Source organism: Chromobacterium sp. Panama, from assembly GCF_003052555.1.
GTDB lineage: Bacteria > Pseudomonadota > Gammaproteobacteria > Burkholderiales > Chromobacteriaceae > Chromobacterium.
Window position 1 is genome coordinate 3054095 of the sequence record NZ_QARX01000001.1, and the last position, 22160, is coordinate 3076254.

Sequence of the window (22160 nt, forward strand, 5' to 3'; positions counted from 1 at the left end):
TGCGGTGGGTATCGCTGCGCTTCACCCACCCTACGGCGGATGGTTTGGTCGGGGGTATTTGTAGGGTGGGTGGAGCCGAAAGGCGATACCCACCAAAACCCGCCGCCAAGACCCAAGCATCAATCCCATCACGTTTCCGCGTGGGTATCGCTGCGCTCCACCCACCCTACGGCAGGAGGTTTGGTCGGGGGTATTTGTAGGGTGGGAGGAGCCGATAGGCGATACCCACCAAGCCCCGCCGCCAAGGTCCAAGCATCAATCCCATCGCGTTTCCGCGTGGGTATCGCTACGCTCCACCCACCCGACGGTGGATGGTCTTGTAGGGTGGGTGGAGCCGCAGGCGATACCCACCAACACCGAAAACCAACGCTCAAGGCGCGGCCAGGTAATCCTGCAGGCATGCCTGCAAATGCTCGCGCAGCGCCGCCACCGCCGGCGACAGCATCAGCCGGTGCGGGATCACCAGACACAGCGGCGTGGCCTCGGTCTGCCAATCTTCCAACAGCGGCAGCAAACGGCCGGCGCGCAGATCGTCCAGCGCGTCCAAACGCGATTTATAGGCGATGCCCAAACCCTCCAACGCCCAGCGCCGCACCACCTCGCCGTCGTCGCTCTGGCGGCGGCCGTCCACCGTCACCTGCTCCCGCAGCGGACCCTGGCTGAAACTCCAGCGCTCGTGCAAGGCCGCGCCCAACACCAGCCGCAGGCATTGATGGCGGCGCAGTTCCTGCGGCGATTGCGGCCGGCCGTGGCGCGCCAGATAGTCCGGCGACGCGCACAGCACCCGCCGGTTGTCCGGCGCCAGCGGCAGGGCCACCAGGCTGGAGTCTTCCGGCACGCCGTAGCGCAGGGCCACGTCCACCGGCTGCCGGTACAGATCCGCCACCCGGTCGCTGATCCGCAATTGCAGGCGCAGGCCGGCGTGGCGCTCCAGAAAGGCGTCCAGCCAGCCGCGCAGCCGGCTGCGCCCCAGGTCCGACGGCATGGACAGCGACAGTTCCCCGCTCAAAGCCTGCCGCTGCAAGGCCAGCGCCTGGCCGCCGGCCTCCACCGCCTCCAGCGCGGCGCGCGCATGGGCCAGGTAGCGCTCTCCGGCCAGGGTCAGCCGCAGGCTGCGGGTGGAGCGCGCCAGCAATTGCGCGCCCACGGTTTTTTCCAGCCGCTTCAGCGCCGCGCTGGCCACCGCCGGGCTCAGATCCAGCTGGCGCGCGGCGGCGGACAGGCTGCCGTTGTCGGCGGCGCGGACGAATACCTGCAAATCTTCGAAACGGACCATGATCGTCAAAATTTTTTTGAAACTGAATCGAATTTTAGCCGGCTTTTCGTTGGGTCGAATAGGAATAGCATGGGCACCATCAAAACCGGGCCCTATCGGCCCACACGCTATGGAGCATGCCAAGATGAAAGCCGTCGCCTATTACCAGAATCTGCCGATCGACCACCCGGAATCGCTGCAGGACGTGCAGCTGCCCGAGCCCGCCATCGGCGAGCACGACCTGTTGGTGGAGGTCAAAGCCGTTTCAGTGAACCCGGTGGACACCAAGGTGCGCGCCGGCGCGGCGCCGGAAGCCGGCCAGCCCAAGGTGCTGGGCTGGGACGTCGCCGGCGTGGTGCGCGCAGTGGGCAACAAGGTCAGCCTGTTCCAACCCGGCGACAAGGTGTGGTACGCCGGCGCGCTGCACCGCCCCGGCGCCAATAGCGAATTGCACGCGGTGGACGAGCGCATCGTCGGCCGCATGCCGCGCAGCCTGGACTTCGAACAGGCCGCCGCCCTGCCGCTGACCGCCATCACCGCCTGGGAACTGTTGTTCGACCGGCTGCAAGTGCTGGACAACCGCGCGCCCAGCGGCCGGAGCCTGCTGGTGGTGGGCGCGGCCGGCGGCGTCGGCTCCATCCTGGTGCAGCTGGCGCGCCAGCTGACCGGGCTGACCGTGATCGCCACCGCCTCGCGGCCGGAAACCCAGGCCTGGGTCAAGGAGCTGGGCGCTCATCATGTGATCGACCACCGCCTCCCGCTGAGCGAGGAGCTCAAGCGCATCGGCTACCCCAGCGTCGATTACGTGGCCAGCCTGAACCAGACCGACGCCCACTTCAAGGAGATCGCCGCCGCCATCGCGCCGCAGGGCAAGCTGGCGCTGATCGACGATCCGGCGGTCCTGGACGTGCGCGAGCTCAAGCGCAAGAGCGTGTCGCTGCACTGGGAGTTCATGTACACCCGTTCGCTGTTCGGCACCGATGATCAGATTGAGCAGCACCGCCTGCTGAACCGGCTGGCCGAGCTGGTGGACGCCGGCCTGATCCGCAGCACGGTGGCCGAGCGCTTCGGCCGCGTCGACGCCGCCAATCTGAAACGCGCCCACGCCTTGCTGGAGAGCAACCGGGCCAAGGGTAAGATCGTGCTCTCGGGTTTCTAAGAACCGGTTTGCGATCCGCTGCGCGTCGTGAAGCGTTGCACGGTGAGGACGAGCGCAAAATACTCATGTACCACGAGAACATTCCGCTTTTTCGTTCATTTTCGCCTTGTCTCGCTCTTGCTCGCGAGACTTTGAACAGGCTCTTAGAGCGGCTAACAAAAATGAGAGAAATTTTGTTAGCCGCTCTTAGTCCCTACAGTGTGCGGCCGCATTGATATTAACGTTGTCGTTAATATTAGTTGCATTTTGACTGTTTTAATCAAGGCCTTTATGAGCATCGAGGCGAGAGCCTTTAGTTACTCCTATTGCCTGAATTTGATTGTCACTATAGAAATTTGCGGTTTTGCTGCATTTTTCTTGCACATTAAAGGATTTGAGTCATGAAGACCATCAACTCTCTAACCATTCCTTTTGCCGCCGTCCTTTTGGTGGCTTCCTCCATCGTTAGCGCGTCATCCATCGGACCCACTCAACAAGTTAACGAAGCGACTTCCGCCACACAGCAAGCTATCCAGAATGCTAGCAATCCATCTGCAACATTAAATGCGCTAATGGATCAAATTCAACCAAGAAAACCAGGTCAGTGCTTCTCCGCAAAGAACTGCACAGGGAAGGTAATTGGAAATCACCAGCATGCGCACAACTGCAAGAATGCCGGTGACAAATCTTGGCGAAGCGGTGTGACGGGACAATGCAGCAATTTGTAATTGTCAAACTCTTAATCTGAAACAAGGGCTTCGCGCGCTTCGGTTCGCGAAGCTTCTATTGCTAGTCTCTATAAGTTGAAATGTCGCGTGTCCTGGCTGTAGTCGTGGTCTCTTGATCTTGGTCTGTGGCAAGAAAGCGGCGTCGAGCCAGTGCCCGGCACTCGCGGAGCGAGTTGAGTGCAGGGCTGAGAGCATGCCGCGCAGGACGTTCACAAGCGCCGACATGGCCAAGTACTTGTGGCTCAGCATCGAGGCCGCAAGGCTGATCTGCGCTGACGCTGTCAATGCGGATTGGCTACCGGTAGCCTTGTTTTTGCAATGAGCGATTTCTAAAAGTCCTCGCCTTACTAGGTCTATATCATGTTGCTTGGCGTGCCTGCCGGATAAACGCCTTCACCATCAACCACCCAGAGCTGAGATCAAAATGAACCCGCTCTCCTTTTCGCATCAGATATCCCTAAGACTTGATCAAGTCATTGTTGAAGTGGCTGCGCAGCTTGGCTTGCCGGCAAATCAGATTCAGTCTATCGAACAGGAAAATTCCATTGCGCTTCAGGTGCACAATCTGCCGGACGTATTGCTTTCTGTGAGCGATGATAGATTATGGATATGGAGCTTACTACCCATCCACGATGAAAATCAGTTGCTCTCCCATGCAGCGGAAGTTTTGGCAATTTTGATTGATCCGGTCGAAGGAGTTGAAACCGGACAATTAACTCTTGGAAACGGCGAAAATGGCTATGAACTGAAAGCGCTGATTAATCTGGAACAGCTGCAGCATGATCACGGCCTAAAGCCGGCGCTTCTTGGGTTTACCACTCAGCTGTATAAAATCAGCCAGACTCTTCAAATTATTGGAGCATGATATGCCAAACGGAATTAGCTCTGTAGGGGCACAACACGTAAACGGCTCCGCATCGAACTCCGCAAGGAGCAATTGTCAGACAGGCCATTTGACTGGCATAAGCAGTGCAAGCCTTCCAGGTCCGAGTTCTCAGTTGGTGAAATCGCTGGATCCACACCGGCTGAATATTGTCGGCGAGTCCCACCCTGAATCCGGACCGCGCCGCCAGGAAGAGAAGGCGTACATTCAATCACTGGGCATGCAGAACGCTCAGTACTGGAAAGAAGATCAGTTTCAATATAGCCAGACCAGCGGTGGCTTTAAGCTGTTTGGCAAGTCCTTCCTGACCAAAACCACCGAACAATTTGGCGACTCCGTCATGCTGCGCTTGGAAATGCGGCTTGCCGATATCAAAGAGAAGTTCATTCCCTTGGCTGAGCAGTTCGCCGCGGGAAACAATCCGCCGGCGCTGGGGGTTGCTGGCTATCCGCTGGAGCAGGCATGGAATAGTTTCGTGGAAAGCGCATTCAAGACGGAGTCCAAGCAGCTTTTGCTGACCATGCACGAACTCCTGGCCATAGACGACAAGCAATCTATCGATCAACTTCAATCCTTGCATCAGCATATCGAACAACTGAGCCATAAATACCAGACGCCCGGCGCGCTCAATGCGCAAGATGTTCAGACCCAAGCCGAGGCTTTGCTGCAGGATTGGGCTGTAGCGGAGAAGTTATTCTGCAGAGATGTCAAGGCGGATAAAGCACTGGACAGTTCCGCCTCCCTCAATAAGCAGCGTTCGGCGGCAATGGCGGCTTCAGCCCAGGCCGCAGGTCATTCCGTCGGCGTGTGGAAAGTGGGTCAAAGTCATATAGACGACATCAAAAACGCGCCTGGTTTCGATGAGCGCGCTCTCAACTACAATATCCTGACCAAGGATGAGTTCAATCAGGGCCTGGCTTTATGGGCCCAGCAACAACAACCTTAGTCTGGAAACCTTGTTTTGACATGGCGATGCATGCGTTCTCGTAGTCGCCATGGCTAATTCGAGGACATAAAAAGACCCCAGCCAAATTGGCTGGGGCTCATGGTCATAACAGGAGGCCGACATGAGGATGCCAGCTACTGCCTGTTATAGGCGGCCGGCATGTAGGTTCGAACTGACCAAAAGGCTAGCGTCCCACCATGGCCGACAGGCGAGCTCTGAAGCGGAGCTCCCCGCGTCACATTTCATTAGCTGCAGTAGGTTTTGAAACGCTTTTTAAGCGGCAAAACGCTTGCGCAGCCAGTAATCCGCGCTGACGTAGCGGCCGCCGCCGTAAAAGAACAGCACCAACAGCATGACGAAGTAGGTGGCGGCGAACTCCATCCCGTTGTTCAGGATGACCGGGTCGCCCAGTTCAGTGATGTAGTTGTAACGGCCGGGGAAGTTCTCCGCCAGCCAGGACAGGAAGCCGGCCAAGCGCTGGCTGGACTCCATGTCCTTGGCGGCAATGGCCAGCCAGCCGCGCGGCAGGTGCACCATGGCGCTGGCCGCGCTCATCAGCACCATCATGGGGATGGCCATCACCCGGGTGAACAAGCCGAGCGCGATGCAGACCAGGCCCAGCACCTCGGTGGCCGCGGCCAGAAAGGCGAACAGCACGGGGAAGGGCAGGCCCAGGCCGCCTTCGCTGGCCGGAGCGCCGAACCAGCTCACCGCCGCGCTGAAGCCGACCACCTTGGAGTGGGCGCCGACGTAGATCACCGGCAGCAGATAGAGGCGGACGCCCAGCAGGGCGATGAAGTCATATTGCTTGCAAGCCGCAAGCACCTGGTCGAAACCATTCATTATCTTGGCAATCATTTTCGTATTCCTCATATTGGGCGGCCGGCGTCGGACGCCGGCGCGCGCATGTCGCGCATCTGTATCAAGCCGGTGGCGAGCGCTTCCTTGAGCCAGGTCCAGAGCGCGTCGGGCGGAACTTCGGCCGACAGCGCCGGATAGGCGCAAGGCGTCCGCAAGGCCTCCAGCAGCCAGCGATCTAAAGCGCTCAGCGGTTTCCGGATCACCTGATGTCGGGCGTTGCGAAAGATGGCGTAAGGGCCGGCAAGCCCGGCGAAGTCCAGCTGCAGTTCAACGCAGGCCAGCGTGGGATTGAGCGAGAAAACGGAGCTTTCCGTCGCCAGCCCGGCGGAGGGCGGCGTCACGACAGCCTCGTCTATTTCCACGCTGAACAGCAGCCACTCGTATTCCAGGCATTGCCGCAGATCCGCGGGCAGGCCGGCTTGAGAGAAACAGAGAAACTCGGTGGCGATGTGGTGGAACTCGGGGCTGGACGAGGCGTGACCCGCCAAAAAGTCGTCGATGCTGCCGCGCAGCTGCTCAGCCGACAGTCTGGTGCAGAACAAGGGGAAGACATGGCTCAGCACTTCCTCGATATTGCCGCGCAGAAACTGGCGGTAAAGCTCGACGGAACGCTCACCCAAGGCCTCCGGGCCGCCCCGCAGCCGCCGGCTGAAGGTTTCGATGTCCGATATCGCGTTCATGATGTCTCCTTTGCCGCGCTCAGGCGGCCTGGGCCGCCGGCAGGTGGATGCGGCGCCGCAGCGCGGCCGCTTCTTCGCACAGCTCCCGCCACGGCGGCAACTGGTTGTCGCGCTCCAGCAGCAGCGGACGGGAGCCGTGCAAAGCCACGGCGTGCCGGGCCAGTTCCAGCACCTCTTCGCATACGGCCGCGCCGTGGGTGTCGATCAAGATGCCGTCGTCGCGGCGCCAGTGGCCGGCGATGTGGAAGTAGCGGATGGCCCGGGACGGCAGATCGGCGATGAAGCGTCGCGGGTCGTAACCGTGGTTGCAGGCGTTGACGTAGACGTTGTTGATGTCCAGCAGCAATTGGCAGCCGCTTTGTTCGACAACCGCGCGGATGAAGTCCGCTTCCTCCATCTGGCCGGCGTGGGCGTGGTAGTAGCTGATGTTTTCCAGGATCAAGGGTCGATCCAGGATGTCTTGAACCTGGCGTATCTTGGCGGCGACGCGCGCCGCGGCCGCTTCGCCGCGGGGGATCGGCAGCAGTTCGTACAAATAGCCTTGCCGATCACGGGAGTAACTAAGGTGGTCGCCATGCAGGCGGATGCGATAGCGGTCGAGAAAGCGCTTGGCGCGCTGGAGATAGTCCGCGTCCAGCGGCAGCTCGTCGCCTATCGACAGGCTGAGCCCATGCGAGATCAACGGGTATTTCTCCGCCAGGCGGTCCAGCTGCTCGCGTTTGCGGCCGCCGATGTCCATCCAGTTTTCCAGCGTGATTTCCAGGAAGTCGATTTCAGGCTGCGGGGGGTGATCGGCCAGCCATTGGGCATGTTCGGCGCGCAGCCCCACGCCGACGGCCTGTTGATTTATTGTCCGCATACGCCCTCCACCATTTTTCCCTTGCCGGTTTGGTCGGAGTGGACGCCTTGGCCGGTCTTGCCGCACTTGCCGTCGCGGGCGCGCACCAATTGATCTTGCGGATCGTGCCGGAGAGGGGCTTTCTCATACATCTTCACCGTGCCGCACTTGCCGCTGGCGCATTTGCCGCCATGGCCGCTTTGGCTTTTCACCGCTTGCGCCGGCTGGCTGGCTTCCGCCGCCAATGCGGCTTCGGCGCTCAGGCCGAGCAAGGATGTCATGGCGATGGAAAGAATGATCTGTTTTTTCATGTCGGTTCTCCTTTGGGATGGCGGCGCTCAATGCGCCGGGAAGCATGAAAGGTCGCGGCTGGCGTGGATCGGGCCTGGGTAATAACGGCGGACGATGGAGATAGATTGCTCCTTGAGCCGCAGGCCCTTGCCCATGAAATGGTTGAGCACCAGCTGCTTGGGCTTCGCCGCGGCGGCGATGCGGCCGACGACGGACGGCTTGGCGTGCAGGAAGGCGGAAGCGGGGTCCGCCTGCTCGTCGATGGCGAGCGGCATCACCAGAATGTCCGCGTTCTTGGCGAAATCGATAAAGCGAGGGTTGCCGCCGTTCTGATCGGCGGAGACGACGATGCTGCCGTCCTTGGTGTCGATCCGATAAGCGAGGCAGGGCACGTCGCCATGAGGAATGCCGAGCGCGCTGATGCGGACGCCGTCTTTTTCATACACCGTGGTCGGCGTGGTCTTGCGGTAGTCCACATTGGACAGCGAGACCTTGAGCGGGATGTCGCCCTGGCCGGAGTAGAGGCCGGACAGATAGGCGTAAGCGCCGCTTTTGGCATTGAACTGGGCGTTCATGAAGCCGCTCAGGCTGGGAAAGCCGGCGCCGCCCGTTGGGCCGGACATCTGAATGGCGCGGGGCGAGCTGAAAAAGTAGCTGCCCTTGAGCAGCGCGGGCAAGTCCGATACATGGTCGGTGTGAAAGTGGCTGAGGCCGATGAAGCCGACGTCTTCCAGCCGCGCGCCGGATTGTCCAAAGCGCAGAAAGGCGCCGCCGCCGGCGTCTATCAGCGCTACCGGCTTGCCCTTCCACCAGATCAGCGAGGCGGACGAAGCGCGGCCGTCGTCGGAGATCGGCCCGCCCGAGCCCAGCAATTGCAAGGCGTAGTCTTTGTTTTCGCATTTAGTTGGGCTGGCCAGGGAAGCGTTGGCGGCGCAGGCCAGCAAGAGGGATAAGGCAAGCATGCGGATTTTCATTTTGCGCTCCTTGTGCGGCGCGGTGATTTGGCCTGAGGAGGGAGGCCGGCCTGCGTCATCGCCGCCGTGTTTCATTGAATTCGACGAGATTTCCCCTTGCAGGCGGGAGTCGCGTCGCTTTTGCTATGACTAAAGCTTATCACCGCGCCTATATCAGCATTACTTTTTATATTTATGGATATGAGTAGAAAAACTTATATACAAGGATGAAGATCCCTTGAATATTCGGCGATGGGCGGCGGGAGAGGACGGAGGAAGTAGACGGGGACAGCGTCAAAACGATGTGGAGGATCAAGCAGGCGCGCCGGCCTGCTTGTGATGGAAAGATGGATAGGGGTGTAGCGCGGGGGCGAGACGGAGGCCGTCCGCCCTGCGGCTAAGCGGCTAGGCCCGCCCCTCGTCCCGCGCGCGCAGCCACGCCACGGTGTGATTCAGCAATTGATAGGCGATGGAGATGGGCGTCGGCGTTTGCGGCAGGGCGTCGATGTCGAACCAGCCGGCGTCTTCGATCTCGCCCTCCTGAGGCTGGATGTCGCCGCTGTCGTACTCCGCGGTAAAGCCCAGCATCAGCGAGTGGGGAAAGGGCCAGGATTGAGAGCAGACGTAGCGCAGATTCTTGATGCGCACGCCCACCTCTTCAAACGCCTCGCGGTGCACGCATTCCTCCAGGGTTTCGCCGGGCTCGACAAAACCGGCCAGCGCGCTGTAGACGCCGGGGACGAAATGAGGGCTGCGCGCCAGCAACAATTGCCGGCCGCGATGGATCACCACCATCATCGCCGGCGACAGCTTGGGATAGTAGAGCTGGCCGCAGCTGGAACAGCGTTTGCCGCTATCGTCCGGCCGCTGAAGCAGGGGCCCGGCGCAACGGCCGCAATAACGATGAGTGCGCTGGAACTGGCGGATTTGCGCGGCGCGGGCGATGGCCGGCGTCAGCCCGGAAGGCAGGCTGAGCAAGGCCGGGCGCAGGGCCAGCCACTCGCAGCCGGCCGGCGGAGCGCCCACCAGTTCCGCCAGAAACAGATTGTGTTTCTCATGCACGCCGATGAACAGGATCTGGGCCAGCGGCCAGGCGCGCGCGCGGTCATCCGGCAGGGCCTGGTCCAGCAACAGGATCTTGGGCCCTTCGAAAATGCAGTAGCGGGCAGGCAGCGCGGGATCGGGCAGGGCGGGCAGGTCGAATGGCATGGCGGCTTGGTTAAGGTTTGAGCCCCTCAGTTTACGCCCACTCCCGGCGCCGCGTACATCCAGTGTTCGCTTTGCCGGCGCACCACCTCGGACAAAGAACCGCTGTCGTCGAACACCTGCCGCAGCCAGGCGCTGTCGGACTGCCGCTTCAACACCCGCTGGCGCAAGGCGGTCAACTGCGCCTGATTGCCCAGCGCCTCGGCCTGCGGCTCCAGCTGATTCAAGGTGTTGAGCAAATCCTCCTGCAGCCCGATCTGGCTATTGTTGCCGGCATCCACCAGCATGCCGTCAAAGCCGAAGCGGCAGGCCTGAAAGCGGTTGTAGCTATACGTCAGATAATGTTCCTGACACACCTCGTCCTGGCGTTCGCTCAGACAGCGGTGCGCCAGCATCTGCGCGTAAGCCGCCAGCAGCACCGGCGTCTCCACCGACAGCGGCGTGTCGCAGATGCGGATTTCCACCGTGCCGTACTCCGGCTTGGGCCGGATGTCCCAGTAAAAGTCCTTCATGCTGGCGACAATGCCGAGGTTGGCCATGCGCCGGAAATAGTCGTTGAACTGCGCCCAGTTGTTGACGCAAGGCATGCAGCCGGACAGTGGGAAGGCGTTGACGCTGGTCAGCCGCGAGGTCTGGAACAGCGTGTCCACCCCCTGGTAAAACGGAGAAGACGCGGACAGCGCGATGAAGTGCGGAATGTAGCGCGCCAGATAATGGGTCAGGCGCACCGCGCTGTCGCCGTCCGGGCAGCCGATATGGATGTGCTGGCCGTAAACGGTGAATTGCTTGGCCAGATAGCCGTACAGCTCGGACACCAGGTGATAGCGCTCCTTGGGGTAGATGCGTTGCTCGTCCCAATGCTGGAACGGATGCGAGCCGCCACCGGCCAGGCCCAGATTCAGTTTGCGCGCACTGCTGACCAGCAGCTCGCGGATGGCCAGAATCTCCTCCAGCATCTTGTTGACGTCGCTGTGCACGGCGGTGCCGATCTCAATCATGCCCTGGGTGATTTCCGGCTTGATGTCGAAACCGTGCTGCAGGCGATTCACCTGCAACAGCAAATCGTCCGAGCCGCGGGTCAGATCGTAATCGCGCCGATTGAGAATCATCAGCTCCAGCTCCACCCCCAGGGTCAGCGGCTGACTGCGGTTGAATTCCAGCATCGTCTCACTCCTGCGGCCGGGTTTCGCCGGCCAGCTTCAAGGCCAGGCGGGTCAGCACCGGCGCGCACAATTCATTGATCACCAGAATGGCCATCATCACCCCGCTGAAGTTTCCCGCGGCGGCGCCCAGGGAAATCGCGCCCAAGCTCATCAGCAAAGAAGTGCCGCCGGACCAGGAGTTCAGCGCCAGGCCCAGGCAGGCGCCGTGGCGCTTGGGCAGGCCATTGGCGCCGGCCGCCAGCCACCAGATCAACACTGCGAAGCCGGTGCGCAGCAGCAGGCAAGCCAGGGCCACCGGCCAGAATTGCGCCAGCGACTGCGGCGCCAGTTGCGCGCCGGCGGCCACGAAGAACGCCACGGTAAAGATATGGGCGGACGACATGATGCCGCGTTCGGTCACGGTATGGCCGTGCTTGAGGTTGCGCGTGGCCAGACCGGCCGTGAGCAAGGCCAGGGACGGCAAGACCTGCAGCATGTCCGCCACGCCGACCACCAGCGCGATCAAACCGAACAGCATGACTTTCTGCGATTCCCGCTGCCGGCCGCCCAGCCAGCGATTAAGCTGGATCGCCGCGAGACCGGCCAACAGGCCCAGCGCACAGGAGGCCAAGGTCAGCCAGCCCGGCAGCAGAATGCCGCTTTCCACGCCGTTGTTGCCGGACAGATGGCCATAGGACAAGGCCAGCGCGAAGCAGGGCAGGGCCAGCAGATTGGACAATGCCGTGGCCACCAGCAGGCGTTCGCTGACCTGTCCGTCCGCGTTAGACTCGCGCACAATCTCCAGCGTGACCACCGGCGAAGTGGCCACGCCCAGCGCGGCCAGCATCAGGCTGGCCGCCAGACCCAGGCCGAACAGCTGCAAGGCGGCGAACAGGCCAAGCAAGGTCAGCAGGCAATAGAACAAGGTGGTCAGCAACAAGGTGCGTTCCACCCGCAGCCAGCGCAAATCCACGCGGCGCCCGGCCTCAAACAGCGCAATGCCCAAGGCCAGGTGCACGAAGATGGACGCTTGCTGCAATAGTTGCTCGTCCAGTAGCCGCAGGCTGTGCGGACCAATCAGCAAGCCGGTCAGCACATAACCGACGATGGCGGGCAGACGCGCCACCCGCACGGCGATCTGGCCGCCAATCACACCCAGCGACAACAGCACGCCGAATGCCGCCAAAGGATTGAGCGCCAGCGTTTGCCAAGGCAGGCTCATGATAATTCCCCCGTTTATTTTTGATTTTGACTGACGCGCCAGCCTGAGCCGGCGCAGCGAAAGCGGAATGTTGACGTCTTGCGACGGATCGGATGGGACGCGCATTGAAATGCGCGAAATCGCCCTCAGAGTATGAGAGACGATAAAACGGGACGAGAGTTCATGGTGATTGAGTGGATTCGCCGCGCGCTATCCGGCAAAACCGCTCCGGAAACGATGGCCGCGCTGCGAGAGCAGGCTGCGCGCATGCCGCTGCTGGCGGGGCTGAACGAGGCGGAGCTATCGCGCCTGATCGAACTGGCGGCCTGGGTTTTGCGCAGTAAAAGCTTCTCCGGCCAAGACGGGGTGCGCTTAAGCGCCCGCTCATGCGCCAGCGTGGCCCTGCAAATGGCGCTGCCCGCCATGAATCTGGGCAAAGCCGCCCTGAGCGGCTGGAACGACGTGGTGCTGTACCCGTCGCCGTTTGTCGCGCGCGACATCTGGATGGACGGCATAGGCCTGCAGCATGAAAGCGAGAGCGTGCTGATAGGCCAGGCCCGTCAGGACGGCCCGGTGGTGTTGTCGCTGCCGGACGCGCGCGCTTCCGAGCAGCTGGACGGCTGGAACGTGGTGATTCACGAAGTGGCGCACAAGCTGGACATGCTCAACGGCCCGGCCAACGGTTCGCCGCCCTTGCACAAGGGCATGCAACAGGCGCAATGGAGCCGCGTCTGGTCCCGGGGCTATCGCTTGTTGTGCCGCATGCTGGACCGCGGCATCGATCCCGGATGGCTGGACCCGTACGCGGCGGAGAACCCGGCCGAGTTCTTCGCCGTGTTGAGCGAAGCCTTTTTCGAGCTGCCGCACCATCTCAAGTTGGACAGCCCGGAGCTGTACGAGCAGCTTGTCTTGTTCTACCGCCAAGATCCGGCGACGAGGTTGCCCGAGCCCGAGGCGGACCCCGCCCCGGGCCCGGAGTTCTGATCAACCGGCGCGCGGCGCCGGCAGCTTCTCCAGGTCATCCAGCAAGCCCAGCAACTGGCTCAGCTTTTCCTGGCCCAAATGGCTTTCTATCTGGCGATAACAGTCTTCCGCCAGCGGGGAGATCTGTTGAATCAGGTCACGGCCGTCCCGCGACATTGAAATGATCAGACGTCGGCTGTCCACATGGTCGCGCTGACGATGGATCAGCCCCGCTTTTTCCATGCGGACCAGGATGCCGGTCAGGCTTGGCGGCAGGATACAAGCCCGGTCCGCGATAACGCCGGCCTCCTGATCGCCATAGTCCTCCAGCACTCGCAGAATGCGCCACTGTTGCTCTGTCACCCCGTAACGGTTGAGGATCGGGCGGAAGTAAGCCATCACCGATTCCCTGGCCCGCAGCAGGTGCTGGGGCAGCCGTTGATTATGTAGTTTTATGTTTTTGTTGGTCATTTAGATCGTTGCTTCCGGCTGCGCGCAGCCAGTGTTGCTGGTTATCGCCCGAGAGGGCGAACTCGACAAATAAAATGCCATGCAAATACCTGTCACATATTTACTTTATTCCAAATTTTAATCCAAAAACAAAAAAAATAGCATCTCAATACCATATATTCATTGAATTAATTATGCATACCGGGCGAAGTAACGGGCAAAAGCGCCAAGTGGCATAGCCTCCAAGAGCATAATTTGCGTTACGGTGACGATAATTTTGAATTTACGTCACAGTGACGCATAATTAACTTGGACCAACAGGCACAAACGGGCAGAGGAGGGCGGGCAATGAAGGAAGAACAGCGACAAGGCGAAGCCGCCGCAGGCAGGAAGCGCGGCCGTCCTAGCACCGGCCTTGCAATGTCCGGGGCGGAACGGCAACGAAAGTACCGGGCAAATACCGTCACCGTAACGTTAAATGATAAGGAATGGGCCCACCTGACCAATATGCTGGAGCAGGCGCTGAAAGCCGATCCATCGCGTTACGGCGAGTCCGATTTCGCGCTGGCCAGAAAAATCTACAGCGCCGCCATCAAGGGCAACCCGCCGCCGGATTGTTTTCACAAGCCCGCGACCAAGCGTCAAAACGAAACATAGTCATTCCAGGACGCAACCATCCCAATGGCCACTGCGCAAGACGCCGCCTGGCTTATGCTGATGAGTGTTGTTTTTTGCGTGAGACCAAGAAGATGAACGCCTCTTACAGTCCAAGCGGAGTCTGCGTTGAAGCCGCTCCGGCCGGCGCGCATGGCTTTGACGCCGATACGCCGCTGTCCCTGGAGCTTGCCCGGCAGTTCGCGGCTTCCGGCTACCAGTTTTGCGTTCGTTATCTCACGCTAGGGTCCGATGAGGACGCCTCAGATCTGTCCGCAAGCGAAGCGCAGGATATTCTTGAAGCAGGCCTGGCCTTGATGGCCGTGCAACATGTGAGAGAGCCCGGCTGGTCGCCGAATGCGGCCATGGGCAAAAGCGACGGCCAGAACACCGCCGCGCATGCGAAAACGGTCGGACTATTGCCCGGCGTGAACATCTGGTGCGATCTGGAAGGCGTGGCAGACGGGACGGCGGCGCAGGATGTGGCCGACTATTGTTCGCAATGGTTTGAAGCGGTTTCCGCCGCGGGCTACGCGCCAGGCTTGTATGTAGGGTCCGACGCGGGATTGAGCGGAGCGCAGTTGTATGAATTGCCTTTCCAGCATTACTGGCAATCTTGCAGCAGCGTGCCGGAGATCCCGCAACGGGGCTACCAAATGGTGCAGACCCTGGTGCCTCAGCCGGTGAACGGGATCGGCATCGACGCCGATCAGACGCAAAACGACCAGTTGGGCGGCACGGTGAGATGGCAGGTTCTGACGGAGAGGGCTTGATGATGAAGGAGGAGAAGAGCTTTGGAGCGCTTTTCCCTAGCTTCCTTTATTTGACGCAATATACAAATGGCGTGTTGCAATAACGCTTTAATAATGCATTTGCCATGAAATGTGGCGCACTAGCATTGTCAGCACTTAGACTCCCCATCAGCATCGCCTCCGCCGCCAGCCCGCCCAGGGCGCGGGCGCCCATCTTTTTTCGCCGGTCTTCCCCAACGTCCTTACGTGCTTGATTTTTCTCGCGTGCCATCTGTGCCGCGGCGATGACGATCATGCCGTCAATACCCAAAATTTTGGCGACCATGATGCAGGCGAAGTCGTCCATCGTCCGCACACCGGTCATGCATTGGCTAGACGACAAAGTCCAAGCCCTTCGTTTTTGTCTGTCGTACCGGCTTTGTCTTCGCTTCTCGGCCAGCCTGTCCGCTTTCATCGATTACACCTCGATCTCGCCGCTGCACCCGGGTCGACTTAACCCCGAGACCGGGGAAGTCGAGCCGACTTTGCCGCTCAAGGATTCGGGTGTGGTCGGGAAGTCGGGCAGGGACATGGAAACCGGCGACCTGATTGACAACCCAGAGTGGGTCAGTCTTCAAAGCTGCTCCTGCGCGGCTCTTCCGACAGCTTGGTTATCGTCAAGTTTATGCCTATTGCGACTCGCCACGGCCGCCACAAACCAAATCAGTAGCCGTTGCATCTCCAAACATGGGCGCTGCGGTATCTGCTGCCGGGGATGGAGTAAAGCAAGATCTCCATGATGGTGGCTCTTTGACGGGTTAAAAGGTAAATAGCTGGACTTTCAGTAAGCTGTGACTTCTTGATCGTGACTCACTCTGGACAAGTCACACCAGGAGAGTCACATTGAACCATCACGTTTTTACTGTTTTGGGGTACTTGTGACTGACCAGGTAGCTTTGCCAGCAGCTCCGTCACAGCTCGTCTTGAGCCTTTTTCCTGGCGTTGATCTTCTGGGCAGAGGATTTGAAGCTGAGGGCTTCTCGGTTGTTCGTGGACCTGACCTCATTTATGGCAGTGACATCCGGCAATTTAGGGCTGTTGCTGGTCGTTTTGATGGTGTCATCGGTGGTCCGCCGTGCCCTGATTTCAGCAAAGCCCGCCGCTCTGAGCCGTCCGGCTACGGCCTTGAAATGCTTGCCGAGTTCCGTCGCGTTGTGCTTGAGGCCCGCCCGACCTGGTGGCTCATGGAAAATGTTGCCGGTGTACCGGACATGGTGTTGCCGGGCTACAGTCACCAGCGCATTGATATCAACGCATCGGAATGCGGTTTGCAGCAGAATCGGTTGCGGCATTTTCAGTTCGGCCACGGTGACGGCCTTGTACTTACCGTGAAGCGTCTTCCTGTTCGTACTGACGTTGAGCCGTGTTGTACTGCAAGCGAAGGCTCACAACTGGGTAAGCGTGATTGGCTTCGCTTCTGTCAGTTGCAAGGCTTGCGCGATGGCATAGATTTACCGGCGTTTACTCTTGGCGCGCGTTACCGTGCTGTCGGGAATGGTGTGCCGGTTGATATGGCCAGGATGATGGCCTCCGGCATTTTGTCACTGCGTGGTTCTGATGATGTTCGTGTGTGTCAGTGCGGTTGTGGCCGTGAAGTTGAGGGCAGGGCACGTTTAGCAAAGCCAGCTTGTCGTAAGCGCCAGCAGCGTAAACGTGACTCTGTCGGCGTCATTCGTTCGAGCTCAGTCACGCTGTGACCAACTGCGGTTGGCTGTTACCAGGATCGTCACTGTGACTTACAGGCCGCGACACCTTCCCGGGCAGTCACGTGACCCTCTTGGTGTGACAGATCCTGGATGAGTCACACCAAATCTGTCACGTGACCGAGCTACGGTGACGGTGAAGTGAAGGACTACATTACTACCAACGGCCTAAAAAGACAGGAGATGAAGCATGCTAAAAAAAATTGGAATTTTAGCTTTTTTACTTATTGGTACAGCAGCCTCCGCGGATAACACCGTCAGACACGCCAAAATATTCTATAGCGGCGACATGAAAATTTCGTCCGTCAGCGAACTGACAAAAGCAATCGACGACGCCAACGCCAACGATCATGTTGACCGGATAAATATTTATATAAATAGCTATGGCGGCGACATGGACTCCGGCTTGATGGCAGCCGCAGCTATTCGAAGCTCAAAAAAAACTGTCACAACTGTTGCCATGACCACAGTGGGCTCATCGGCAACGTTAATGTTATGTGCGGCGAAAGATAGGAGAGCTTTGCGCGAAGCCAGTATCTACTTACACCCGTCTTTTATCGAATATAAAGGCGAACTAAGGCCCGACACCCTCAAACAACTAGTCAAGGAAAATGAACGATTCAATAACGTGTTCAAAACCGCCTATAAAAAATGTACGTCGTTGGACAGCCAAAAAATTAATGATATTCTTTATAGCGAATCAAACAAGGTAACATTTACCCCGCAAGAGGCTATAAAGGTAGGCCTCATCTCAGCAATTGATGAAAAAATAATAGACACGCCAGAGACCTACTACATCACAGCAGACTAGAGCATTCCCCTTCCAGTCACGTGAACGTCTTGGAACGAAAACTCCACACGTAAAAAAGCCCAGGTCTGTCCCTGGGCTTTTTTCCTCTTTACTTCGTCCTGGCTTCAGATCCTGCAACCATTCTCATGCATCTCTTTTTGTACATCTCTGAGCTTTTGCATTGTGTCCGGCTCTTTGTTCATTCCTGGCTCAAGCATTCGATCGTAGTAGTTTCTTAGCTGCTTAAGCGTCTCACAGCTCCGCTTGGCCTGGATAACTGGCGCGTTTTGCCGCCCTTGCATGACAGCGATGCTTGGATCACGTGTATTGAAGTTGATGCCCTTGAAGCGTGTTCCAGGCGGACAAAATTGTGCTGTCGTGTACATGATTTGAGAGTCTCCCACGTAGCACTCCAGTACGCCGGCTTGCAAGTTCGGTCGTTGCGCAAGCCTGGGCGCCGGCGGGGACGTCCTTAGGGGCTCGTCACCATTTTTCATTTGGCGCTTGAATGTTGCTCCTGCAGGGCAAGTGGCCTCGTTTGTCAGCACGCTTCTACCATTTTTGTCTGTGCACTCGATTACCCCGGCCTGTGACACAGTGCAAGCTAATGCTATGGCGGCACCTAACCGTTTCATCACAGCACCTCTCCACATAAAGTATTCAAGCACGCTCAAGCGTCCTTTCTTCCTTGGGGTGCATTTTTCTAAGCACGTTAGCGTACTCGTCCAGTGTTCTTTGAGGGGGTGTTCTTGGGATCCGTAGCGGCATGAGTCCTATCTGCCTGATGATCGAATCTCTTTGCCTGTCTTTATCCTCTTTCCCAATGTGCGACCTGTCATCAAGCTCGATGATCGCGATCATTGTGAGGTCTGTCTTGCAGATCACGAAGTCAGCTACCTTCTGGCTCATTGTTCTGCGCAGCCCTTCGTTGTCGAATTTGCTTCCCCCTTCAGTGTCGATAATCTGGCTAAAGGCTACTTGAGGAAAAACGAGGAAGTCAGGGGAAAGGCTTTTTGTCAGGCGGTTAAAGCACTCTTGCTCACGCTGTGTGAGCAGAGTTTTCCCTTTGATTTTGAACCTCGCTGAGCCGAACTTCCTGGGGCTTGTTACATCGTTGAATGAGCGCTTGGGTGCTTTGCTTTTCTTCGCGCCACTCATCGCTATAGCTGCGATAGCCATCAAGATGAAGATGATGACGATTGTTGTCATGCTTTTTCTCATCACGTTACGTTAACGATAATGCTATACGAATAAACTCTGTCTGCAAATTCGTCTTATTCGTCACCGTAACGAAAATTTAGGGAAGCCACGCCCCCGGCTCTTTTGCAGACAGTAAAAACCGTGTAGAGTGATCGCCCATGGCCAGCCCCGCGCTCGCGCGCCCCTAGGGGCCCCGCCTGGGCGTTCTTATCCAGGAAGGGGTAGGGGGACTAGCTCCGCCTTGGCCGAGCGTAGTAGGGCGTTGCAACCTGTTGGCGTCGCGCCGCCTTCGGGGCGCATAGCGGCCTAACGGTGGCAGTTCTCGCGGTAGAAGTCCCGTTCAATCATGAGCCGTTCGATCAGCTCCGCTTGTTGTACGGCAAGGCGCTTGGCCCGACGATAGTCCCGCATTAGGGCGACTTCTTCGTAGTTGATGCGCTCGCCAGTCGCTGGAAAAATGAGCGCTTGGCCATCGTGGGCAAGGCTCCAGCCCCAGAATGAACCGAACTGCTTACCTAGCACTGTCGACGCTTTGTGAGCCAGTCTCAGCGGCAATTTCCGTTACGTCACGAAAACAAACAGCCCTGATCAAGTCATCAGGGCTGCACGGGAACTCACACCACGGTAGATTGCGTTTCATTTTGCTGCGGACAGTTGTTGCTCGAACCCACAACGATGGAAAGTCAGGGAATTGAACCGTTGGAGCAGCCGGTATACCCTGCGTCGTATGTTTCCAAAATTTGACATAATATACAAAATCTCAGGAAATTTGAGGCTCAGCAGGGCTATCGCCACCATCGCCATCATGATCAGCATCGGCACGAGAACCAGCCCTTTTTCGCGTTCTCGTGCTGTCCGAAAATCCCGCCAGAACTCCTTCTTCTCTTCTGACCTTTCTCGCTCTTCTTGAGCAGCAGCAATGATTTCCATCGGATCTATGCCAAGAACTTGTGCGACTCGGATGCAGTGATAGTCGTCCATTTGGCTCTTGCTGTTCATGTAGTTCGAGATGTTAACCGTGCTCGTTTTGAGTTCTTTTGCCAGCTTGTAGTCGCTGCTACATCCAAGTTTTTCTTTTGCCTCTAGCAAGTACTCTACCGACTTCTTCATGACTAAACCCCTTGAATGGTTCAATGCCTTGAGCTAGCCTCCGAACAAGTAGTTCAAGGTCTTGAGCGTTTCAGGCCTTTACGTATCGGATTATAGCTAGAGGTAAGCCATGGCACGCAAGTTCCGCCCACCACAAGCAAGAGATTTACGCAAAGAACGCGGGGATGAACCGCGCTATCGCGCTGTATACGACTACGGCGTGACTGATGTTGCTGGTCCTGCTGATGACGAACTGCGTCCGATTGCGCGTGATCTCCGTTACTGGCTGTCGATGCCTCGCTTTGCGAATCTGTCTCGTCCGTCGCTGGTGGAAGGGCGTAGCCGGAGCGGCGAGATGGCGCTATGCGCAATCGCCGCGCAGGCGCAGCTTCCCCCCACTAGTAACACGGGGGGAAAGTTGCCGCAGGCGGCCCAAGCTACAGATCGACCGGATTTAAAAAATATCGAACTCGTGATGGAAAACGGCGAGTTGAAAATTGTCACGGTACGGGCCTATGGCGTTGGTGATGATCTCGCGCATGTCGATCAGGTGTCGTTCACGGTCCACGAGTCAACGTGTCATGTGATTGCCGGTCATCGCATGGTTGCTGATGATGACTACATCGTGACGATGTCCCGCAAGCTCATGCAAATCTTCGGTTTCGGCATTGCCACGAAACGTCCGAAGGGTATGAACTTCTACAGGGATACATGGGTGCTCGGTCAGGAAGATGTGTGTTATGGCCATCTGAGCTTTGGCGGTCAGCGCAACACGATTCTTGTTCAGCTTACTGCGGTAGGGTGTCTTGCTGCTAACCCTGGTTGGGAACAGCGGCTGTACGATTTCTTGACGACTGACGCCGAAAATCCGCGGTTGACTCGTGTTGACTGCGCGTTTGATGACTTTGAAGGCTTGTACAACGTCGATCTGATGAATGATGACGTTAAAGCGGGCCTGTTCAATTGCGGTGGCCGCAATCCTTTTGTTGAGCGCCGTGGCGATTGGGATCATCCGGACGGTTCCGGCCGGACGCTGTATATCGGCAAGCGTCAGAACGGCAAGTATACGCGGGGGTATGAGAAGGGCAGGGAGCAGGGTAGCCCAACTTCCGAATGGTTTCGCGTCGAAACCGAGTTCAAAGCCGTTGATCGCATCATCCCGTTCGATATCTTGCTGAACGCCGGCGCTTATCTGGCCGGGGCCTATCCCGCCTTTGATCGCTTCGCGGGCAAGAAAACGCCGGAGCGTATTCAAACGATCGTTAAGCAACAAGAGTATGCGTTTGATCACTACGTTCACTATGCCGCGCTGCAAGTGGGGCGACTCGTTAACTACATGCAAGAGGTTGCAGGCTGGACTGCCGACAGCATCGTTTCTCACCTGGCTCGGCCTGATGCCGGCTATCCCCAGCGCCTGAAACTCGCGAATGTCTCTTGCGAACTGGCGAATCAAGATTTTGTTCATGACTACGCCTGCGTTGATTACGACGCTGACGAATTTGCGCGTGTAGCCGCTGAGCCTGCGCCTGTTGATCTGCCGACTACGTCGGACGGCTGGCGCCAGTTCTGCATGAAAACAGCGTTACGGTAACGAAAATTCATCCCCCGGAATTAAGGCGGATTTCGGAAAACGGGACAAACGCCACTGGAGAACTGACATGCAATTCGAATCGAATCTGAAAATCATCGGCGCTAAGCGCTTCAAGGACACCGTGGACGGCACGCTCTACGACAACACCAAGTTGTTTGTAGAGGTGCAACTGAATGATCAAAACGGCAATGCCGTCGGCGCTGCGTCTTCGGAAATGCAGTGGGGTACGTCCGATAACTTCGCCAAAATTCAACACCTCTCTTATCCATTCCTCGCGAAATGCACGTTGGAAATGGTCACGAACGGAAAGACGACGAAAACCGTCGTTCTCAACGTTCAGCCTCAGGCCTCCCAGTCTGCTAAACCGGCTCAGCAGGGCTAAAAAATGATCGGGCCTGTGTGGGTGGTACAGGACCGCGACACGGGCCTTTTCCTGTGTCCCGATCCGAATGGCGATGTCGGTTTTACTCGGTTCTTAGGTGACGCCGGTCGTTTTGACAACGCTGAGTCTGCGATTGATACCGCTCGGTTCGTTTTGGGCAATTCCTTCGTCGTTTCGAATTTCTACGACGAATTAGATAAGTTTTTCGGTTGATATGGCTTCTTGTGTCCTGGTCAAGCCGGATAACTCTCTTATTGCAACGGCTGATAACGTTCAGTCGTGTAATGGCTACCTTTTGTTGTCCCCTCAAGAGGTGGCTGTACTCCAGCCGGCATTCGTGCCTTTATCTGTCGGGGAGGGCGCTCTTATATCTGGCGCCATTCTCGCACTGTGGTCGCTGGCGTGGCTTTATGGGGCAATTTCTC

Annotated in this window: 25 protein-coding genes and 1 pseudogene; 11 read left to right on the forward strand and 15 right to left on the reverse strand. The window is 58.2% G+C overall.

Annotation, left to right across the window (positions count from 1 at the left end; genetic code table 11):
• Positions 1-370: 370 nt before the first annotated feature.
• Positions 371-1276: a LysR family transcriptional regulator gene (locus DB032_RS13810; protein WP_107801872.1), complete on the reverse strand. Its 906-nt coding sequence runs from the start codon at positions 1274-1276 to the stop codon at positions 371-373.
• A 124-nt stretch (positions 1277-1400) separates the two neighbouring features.
• Between DB032_RS13810 and DB032_RS13815 the strand changes: the two genes are divergently transcribed.
• From DB032_RS13815 to DB032_RS13830, 4 genes are all read left to right on the forward strand, one after another.
• Positions 1401-2414, forward strand: a complete 1014-nt coding sequence (locus DB032_RS13815; protein ID WP_107801870.1) for a zinc-binding alcohol dehydrogenase family protein — start codon at positions 1401-1403, stop codon at positions 2412-2414.
• Positions 2415-2794: 380 nt separating this feature from the next.
• Positions 2795-3121: a hypothetical protein gene (locus DB032_RS23765; protein ID WP_146176678.1), complete on the forward strand. Its 327-nt coding sequence runs from the start codon at positions 2795-2797 to the stop codon at positions 3119-3121.
• Between the two features lie 424 nt (positions 3122-3545).
• Positions 3546-3986: a hypothetical protein gene (locus DB032_RS13825; protein ID WP_081551365.1), complete on the forward strand. Its 441-nt coding sequence runs from the start codon at positions 3546-3548 to the stop codon at positions 3984-3986.
• A 133-nt stretch (positions 3987-4119) separates the two neighbouring features.
• Positions 4120-4950 (forward strand): hypothetical protein, encoded by an 831-nt coding sequence (locus DB032_RS13830; protein ID WP_146176679.1) that lies wholly within the window; start codon positions 4120-4122, stop codon positions 4948-4950.
• Positions 4951-5223: 273 nt separating this feature from the next.
• Here DB032_RS13830 and DB032_RS13835 read toward each other — a convergent pair whose 3' ends face one another.
• The 8 genes from DB032_RS13835 to DB032_RS13870 form a co-directional block, all read right to left on the reverse strand.
• Positions 5224-5808 carry a DoxX family protein gene (locus DB032_RS13835; RefSeq protein WP_107799997.1) on the reverse strand — a complete coding sequence of 195 codons (585 nt, stop codon included), beginning with the start codon at positions 5806-5808 and terminating at the stop codon, positions 5224-5226.
• An 11-nt stretch (positions 5809-5819) separates the two neighbouring features.
• Positions 5820-6491, reverse strand: coding sequence for a putative DNA-binding domain-containing protein (locus DB032_RS13840; RefSeq protein ID WP_107799998.1), 672 nt, complete (start codon positions 6489-6491; stop codon positions 5820-5822).
• Positions 6492-6510: 19 nt separating this feature from the next.
• Positions 6511-7350: a DUF692 domain-containing protein gene (locus DB032_RS13845; RefSeq protein WP_107799999.1), complete on the reverse strand. Its 840-nt coding sequence runs from the start codon at positions 7348-7350 to the stop codon at positions 6511-6513.
• Positions 7338-7640: a hypothetical protein gene (locus DB032_RS13850; protein ID WP_107800000.1), complete on the reverse strand. Its 303-nt coding sequence runs from the start codon at positions 7638-7640 to the stop codon at positions 7338-7340. Before DB032_RS13850 ends, DB032_RS13845 begins: the two co-directional genes overlap by 13 nt.
• 27 nt (positions 7641-7667) lie before the next feature.
• A complete protein-coding gene (locus DB032_RS13855; protein WP_199225897.1) occupies positions 7668-8582 on the reverse strand; it encodes an MBL fold metallo-hydrolase in 915 nt (304 codons plus the stop codon).
• Positions 8583-8978: 396 nt separating this feature from the next.
• Complete coding sequence (gene nudC, locus DB032_RS13860; RefSeq protein ID WP_107800001.1) at positions 8979-9782, reverse strand: NAD(+) diphosphatase; 804 nt, start codon at positions 9780-9782, stop codon at positions 8979-8981.
• 26 nt (positions 9783-9808) lie between these two features.
• Positions 9809-10942, reverse strand: coding sequence for a YbdK family carboxylate-amine ligase (locus tag DB032_RS13865; RefSeq protein ID WP_107800002.1), 1134 nt, complete (start codon positions 10940-10942; stop codon positions 9809-9811).
• Between the two features lie 4 nt (positions 10943-10946).
• Complete coding sequence (locus DB032_RS13870) at positions 10947-12143, reverse strand: cation:proton antiporter (protein ID WP_227108360.1); 1197 nt, start codon at positions 12141-12143, stop codon at positions 10947-10949.
• A gap of 162 nt (positions 12144-12305) precedes the next feature.
• Here DB032_RS13870 and DB032_RS13875 point away from each other — a divergent pair, with 162 nt between their 5' ends.
• A complete protein-coding gene (locus DB032_RS13875) occupies positions 12306-13106 on the forward strand; it encodes a zinc-dependent peptidase (RefSeq protein WP_233246710.1) in 801 nt (266 codons plus the stop codon).
• Here the strand turns inward: DB032_RS13875 and hpaR are convergent, their stop codons facing one another.
• On the reverse strand, positions 13107-13556 hold the full coding sequence (hpaR, locus tag DB032_RS13880) for a homoprotocatechuate degradation operon regulator HpaR (protein ID WP_107800003.1): 450 nt from the start codon (positions 13554-13556) through the stop codon (positions 13107-13109). It lies immediately after the preceding gene.
• A 327-nt stretch (positions 13557-13883) separates the two neighbouring features.
• Here hpaR and DB032_RS13885 point away from each other — a divergent pair, with 327 nt between their 5' ends.
• A complete protein-coding gene (locus DB032_RS13885; protein WP_107800004.1) occupies positions 13884-14192 on the forward strand; it encodes a hypothetical protein in 309 nt (102 codons plus the stop codon).
• Positions 14193-14284: 92 nt separating this feature from the next.
• Entirely contained in the window at positions 14285-14962 is a 678-nt protein-coding gene (locus tag DB032_RS13890) for a DUF1906 domain-containing protein (RefSeq protein WP_107801880.1), read from the forward strand.
• Between the two features lie 46 nt (positions 14963-15008).
• Here the strand turns inward: DB032_RS13890 and DB032_RS13895 are convergent, their stop codons facing one another.
• Positions 15009-15287, reverse strand: coding sequence for a hypothetical protein (locus DB032_RS13895; protein WP_146176680.1), 279 nt, complete (start codon positions 15285-15287; stop codon positions 15009-15011).
• 571 nt (positions 15288-15858) lie between these two features.
• Here DB032_RS13895 and DB032_RS13900 point away from each other — a divergent pair.
• Both DB032_RS13900 and DB032_RS13905 read left to right on the forward strand, forming a co-directional pair.
• Entirely contained in the window at positions 15859-16677 is an 819-nt protein-coding gene (locus DB032_RS13900; RefSeq protein ID WP_158274306.1) for a DNA cytosine methyltransferase, read from the forward strand.
• 196 nt (positions 16678-16873) lie between these two features.
• Positions 16874-17494, forward strand: coding sequence for an ATP-dependent Clp protease proteolytic subunit (locus DB032_RS13905; RefSeq protein ID WP_107800007.1), 621 nt, complete (start codon positions 16874-16876; stop codon positions 17492-17494).
• A gap of 104 nt (positions 17495-17598) precedes the next feature.
• Here DB032_RS13905 and DB032_RS24625 read toward each other — a convergent pair whose 3' ends face one another.
• The 4 genes and pseudogenes from DB032_RS24625 to DB032_RS13925 all read right to left on the reverse strand — a co-directional run bounded on the left by DB032_RS24625 (position 17599) and on the right by DB032_RS13925 (position 19783).
• Positions 17599-17859, reverse strand: coding sequence for a hypothetical protein (locus DB032_RS24625; RefSeq protein ID WP_233246711.1), 261 nt, complete (start codon positions 17857-17859; stop codon positions 17599-17601).
• A 78-nt stretch (positions 17860-17937) separates the two neighbouring features.
• Positions 17938-18126: pseudogene (locus tag DB032_RS24880) on the reverse strand (DUF4124 domain-containing protein); the annotation flags it as partial.
• 7 nt (positions 18127-18133) lie between these two features.
• Positions 18134-18682: a DUF2726 domain-containing protein gene (locus DB032_RS13915; RefSeq protein WP_158274307.1), complete on the reverse strand. Its 549-nt coding sequence runs from the start codon at positions 18680-18682 to the stop codon at positions 18134-18136.
• 627 nt (positions 18683-19309) lie between these two features.
• Positions 19310-19783, reverse strand: a complete 474-nt coding sequence (locus DB032_RS13925) for a hypothetical protein (RefSeq protein WP_107800011.1) — start codon at positions 19781-19783, stop codon at positions 19310-19312.
• Positions 19784-19892: 109 nt separating this feature from the next.
• Here DB032_RS13925 and DB032_RS13930 point away from each other — a divergent pair, with 109 nt between their 5' ends.
• Positions 19893-21353 (forward strand): replication initiation factor domain-containing protein, encoded by a 1461-nt coding sequence (locus DB032_RS13930; RefSeq protein ID WP_107800012.1) that lies wholly within the window; start codon positions 19893-19895, stop codon positions 21351-21353.
• 67 nt (positions 21354-21420) lie between these two features.
• The gene (locus DB032_RS13935) at positions 21421-21735 is read left to right on the forward strand and encodes a hypothetical protein (RefSeq protein WP_107800013.1); all 315 of its coding nucleotides are present in this window, start codon (positions 21421-21423) and stop codon (positions 21733-21735) included.
• Positions 21736-22160 lie beyond the last annotated feature (425 nt).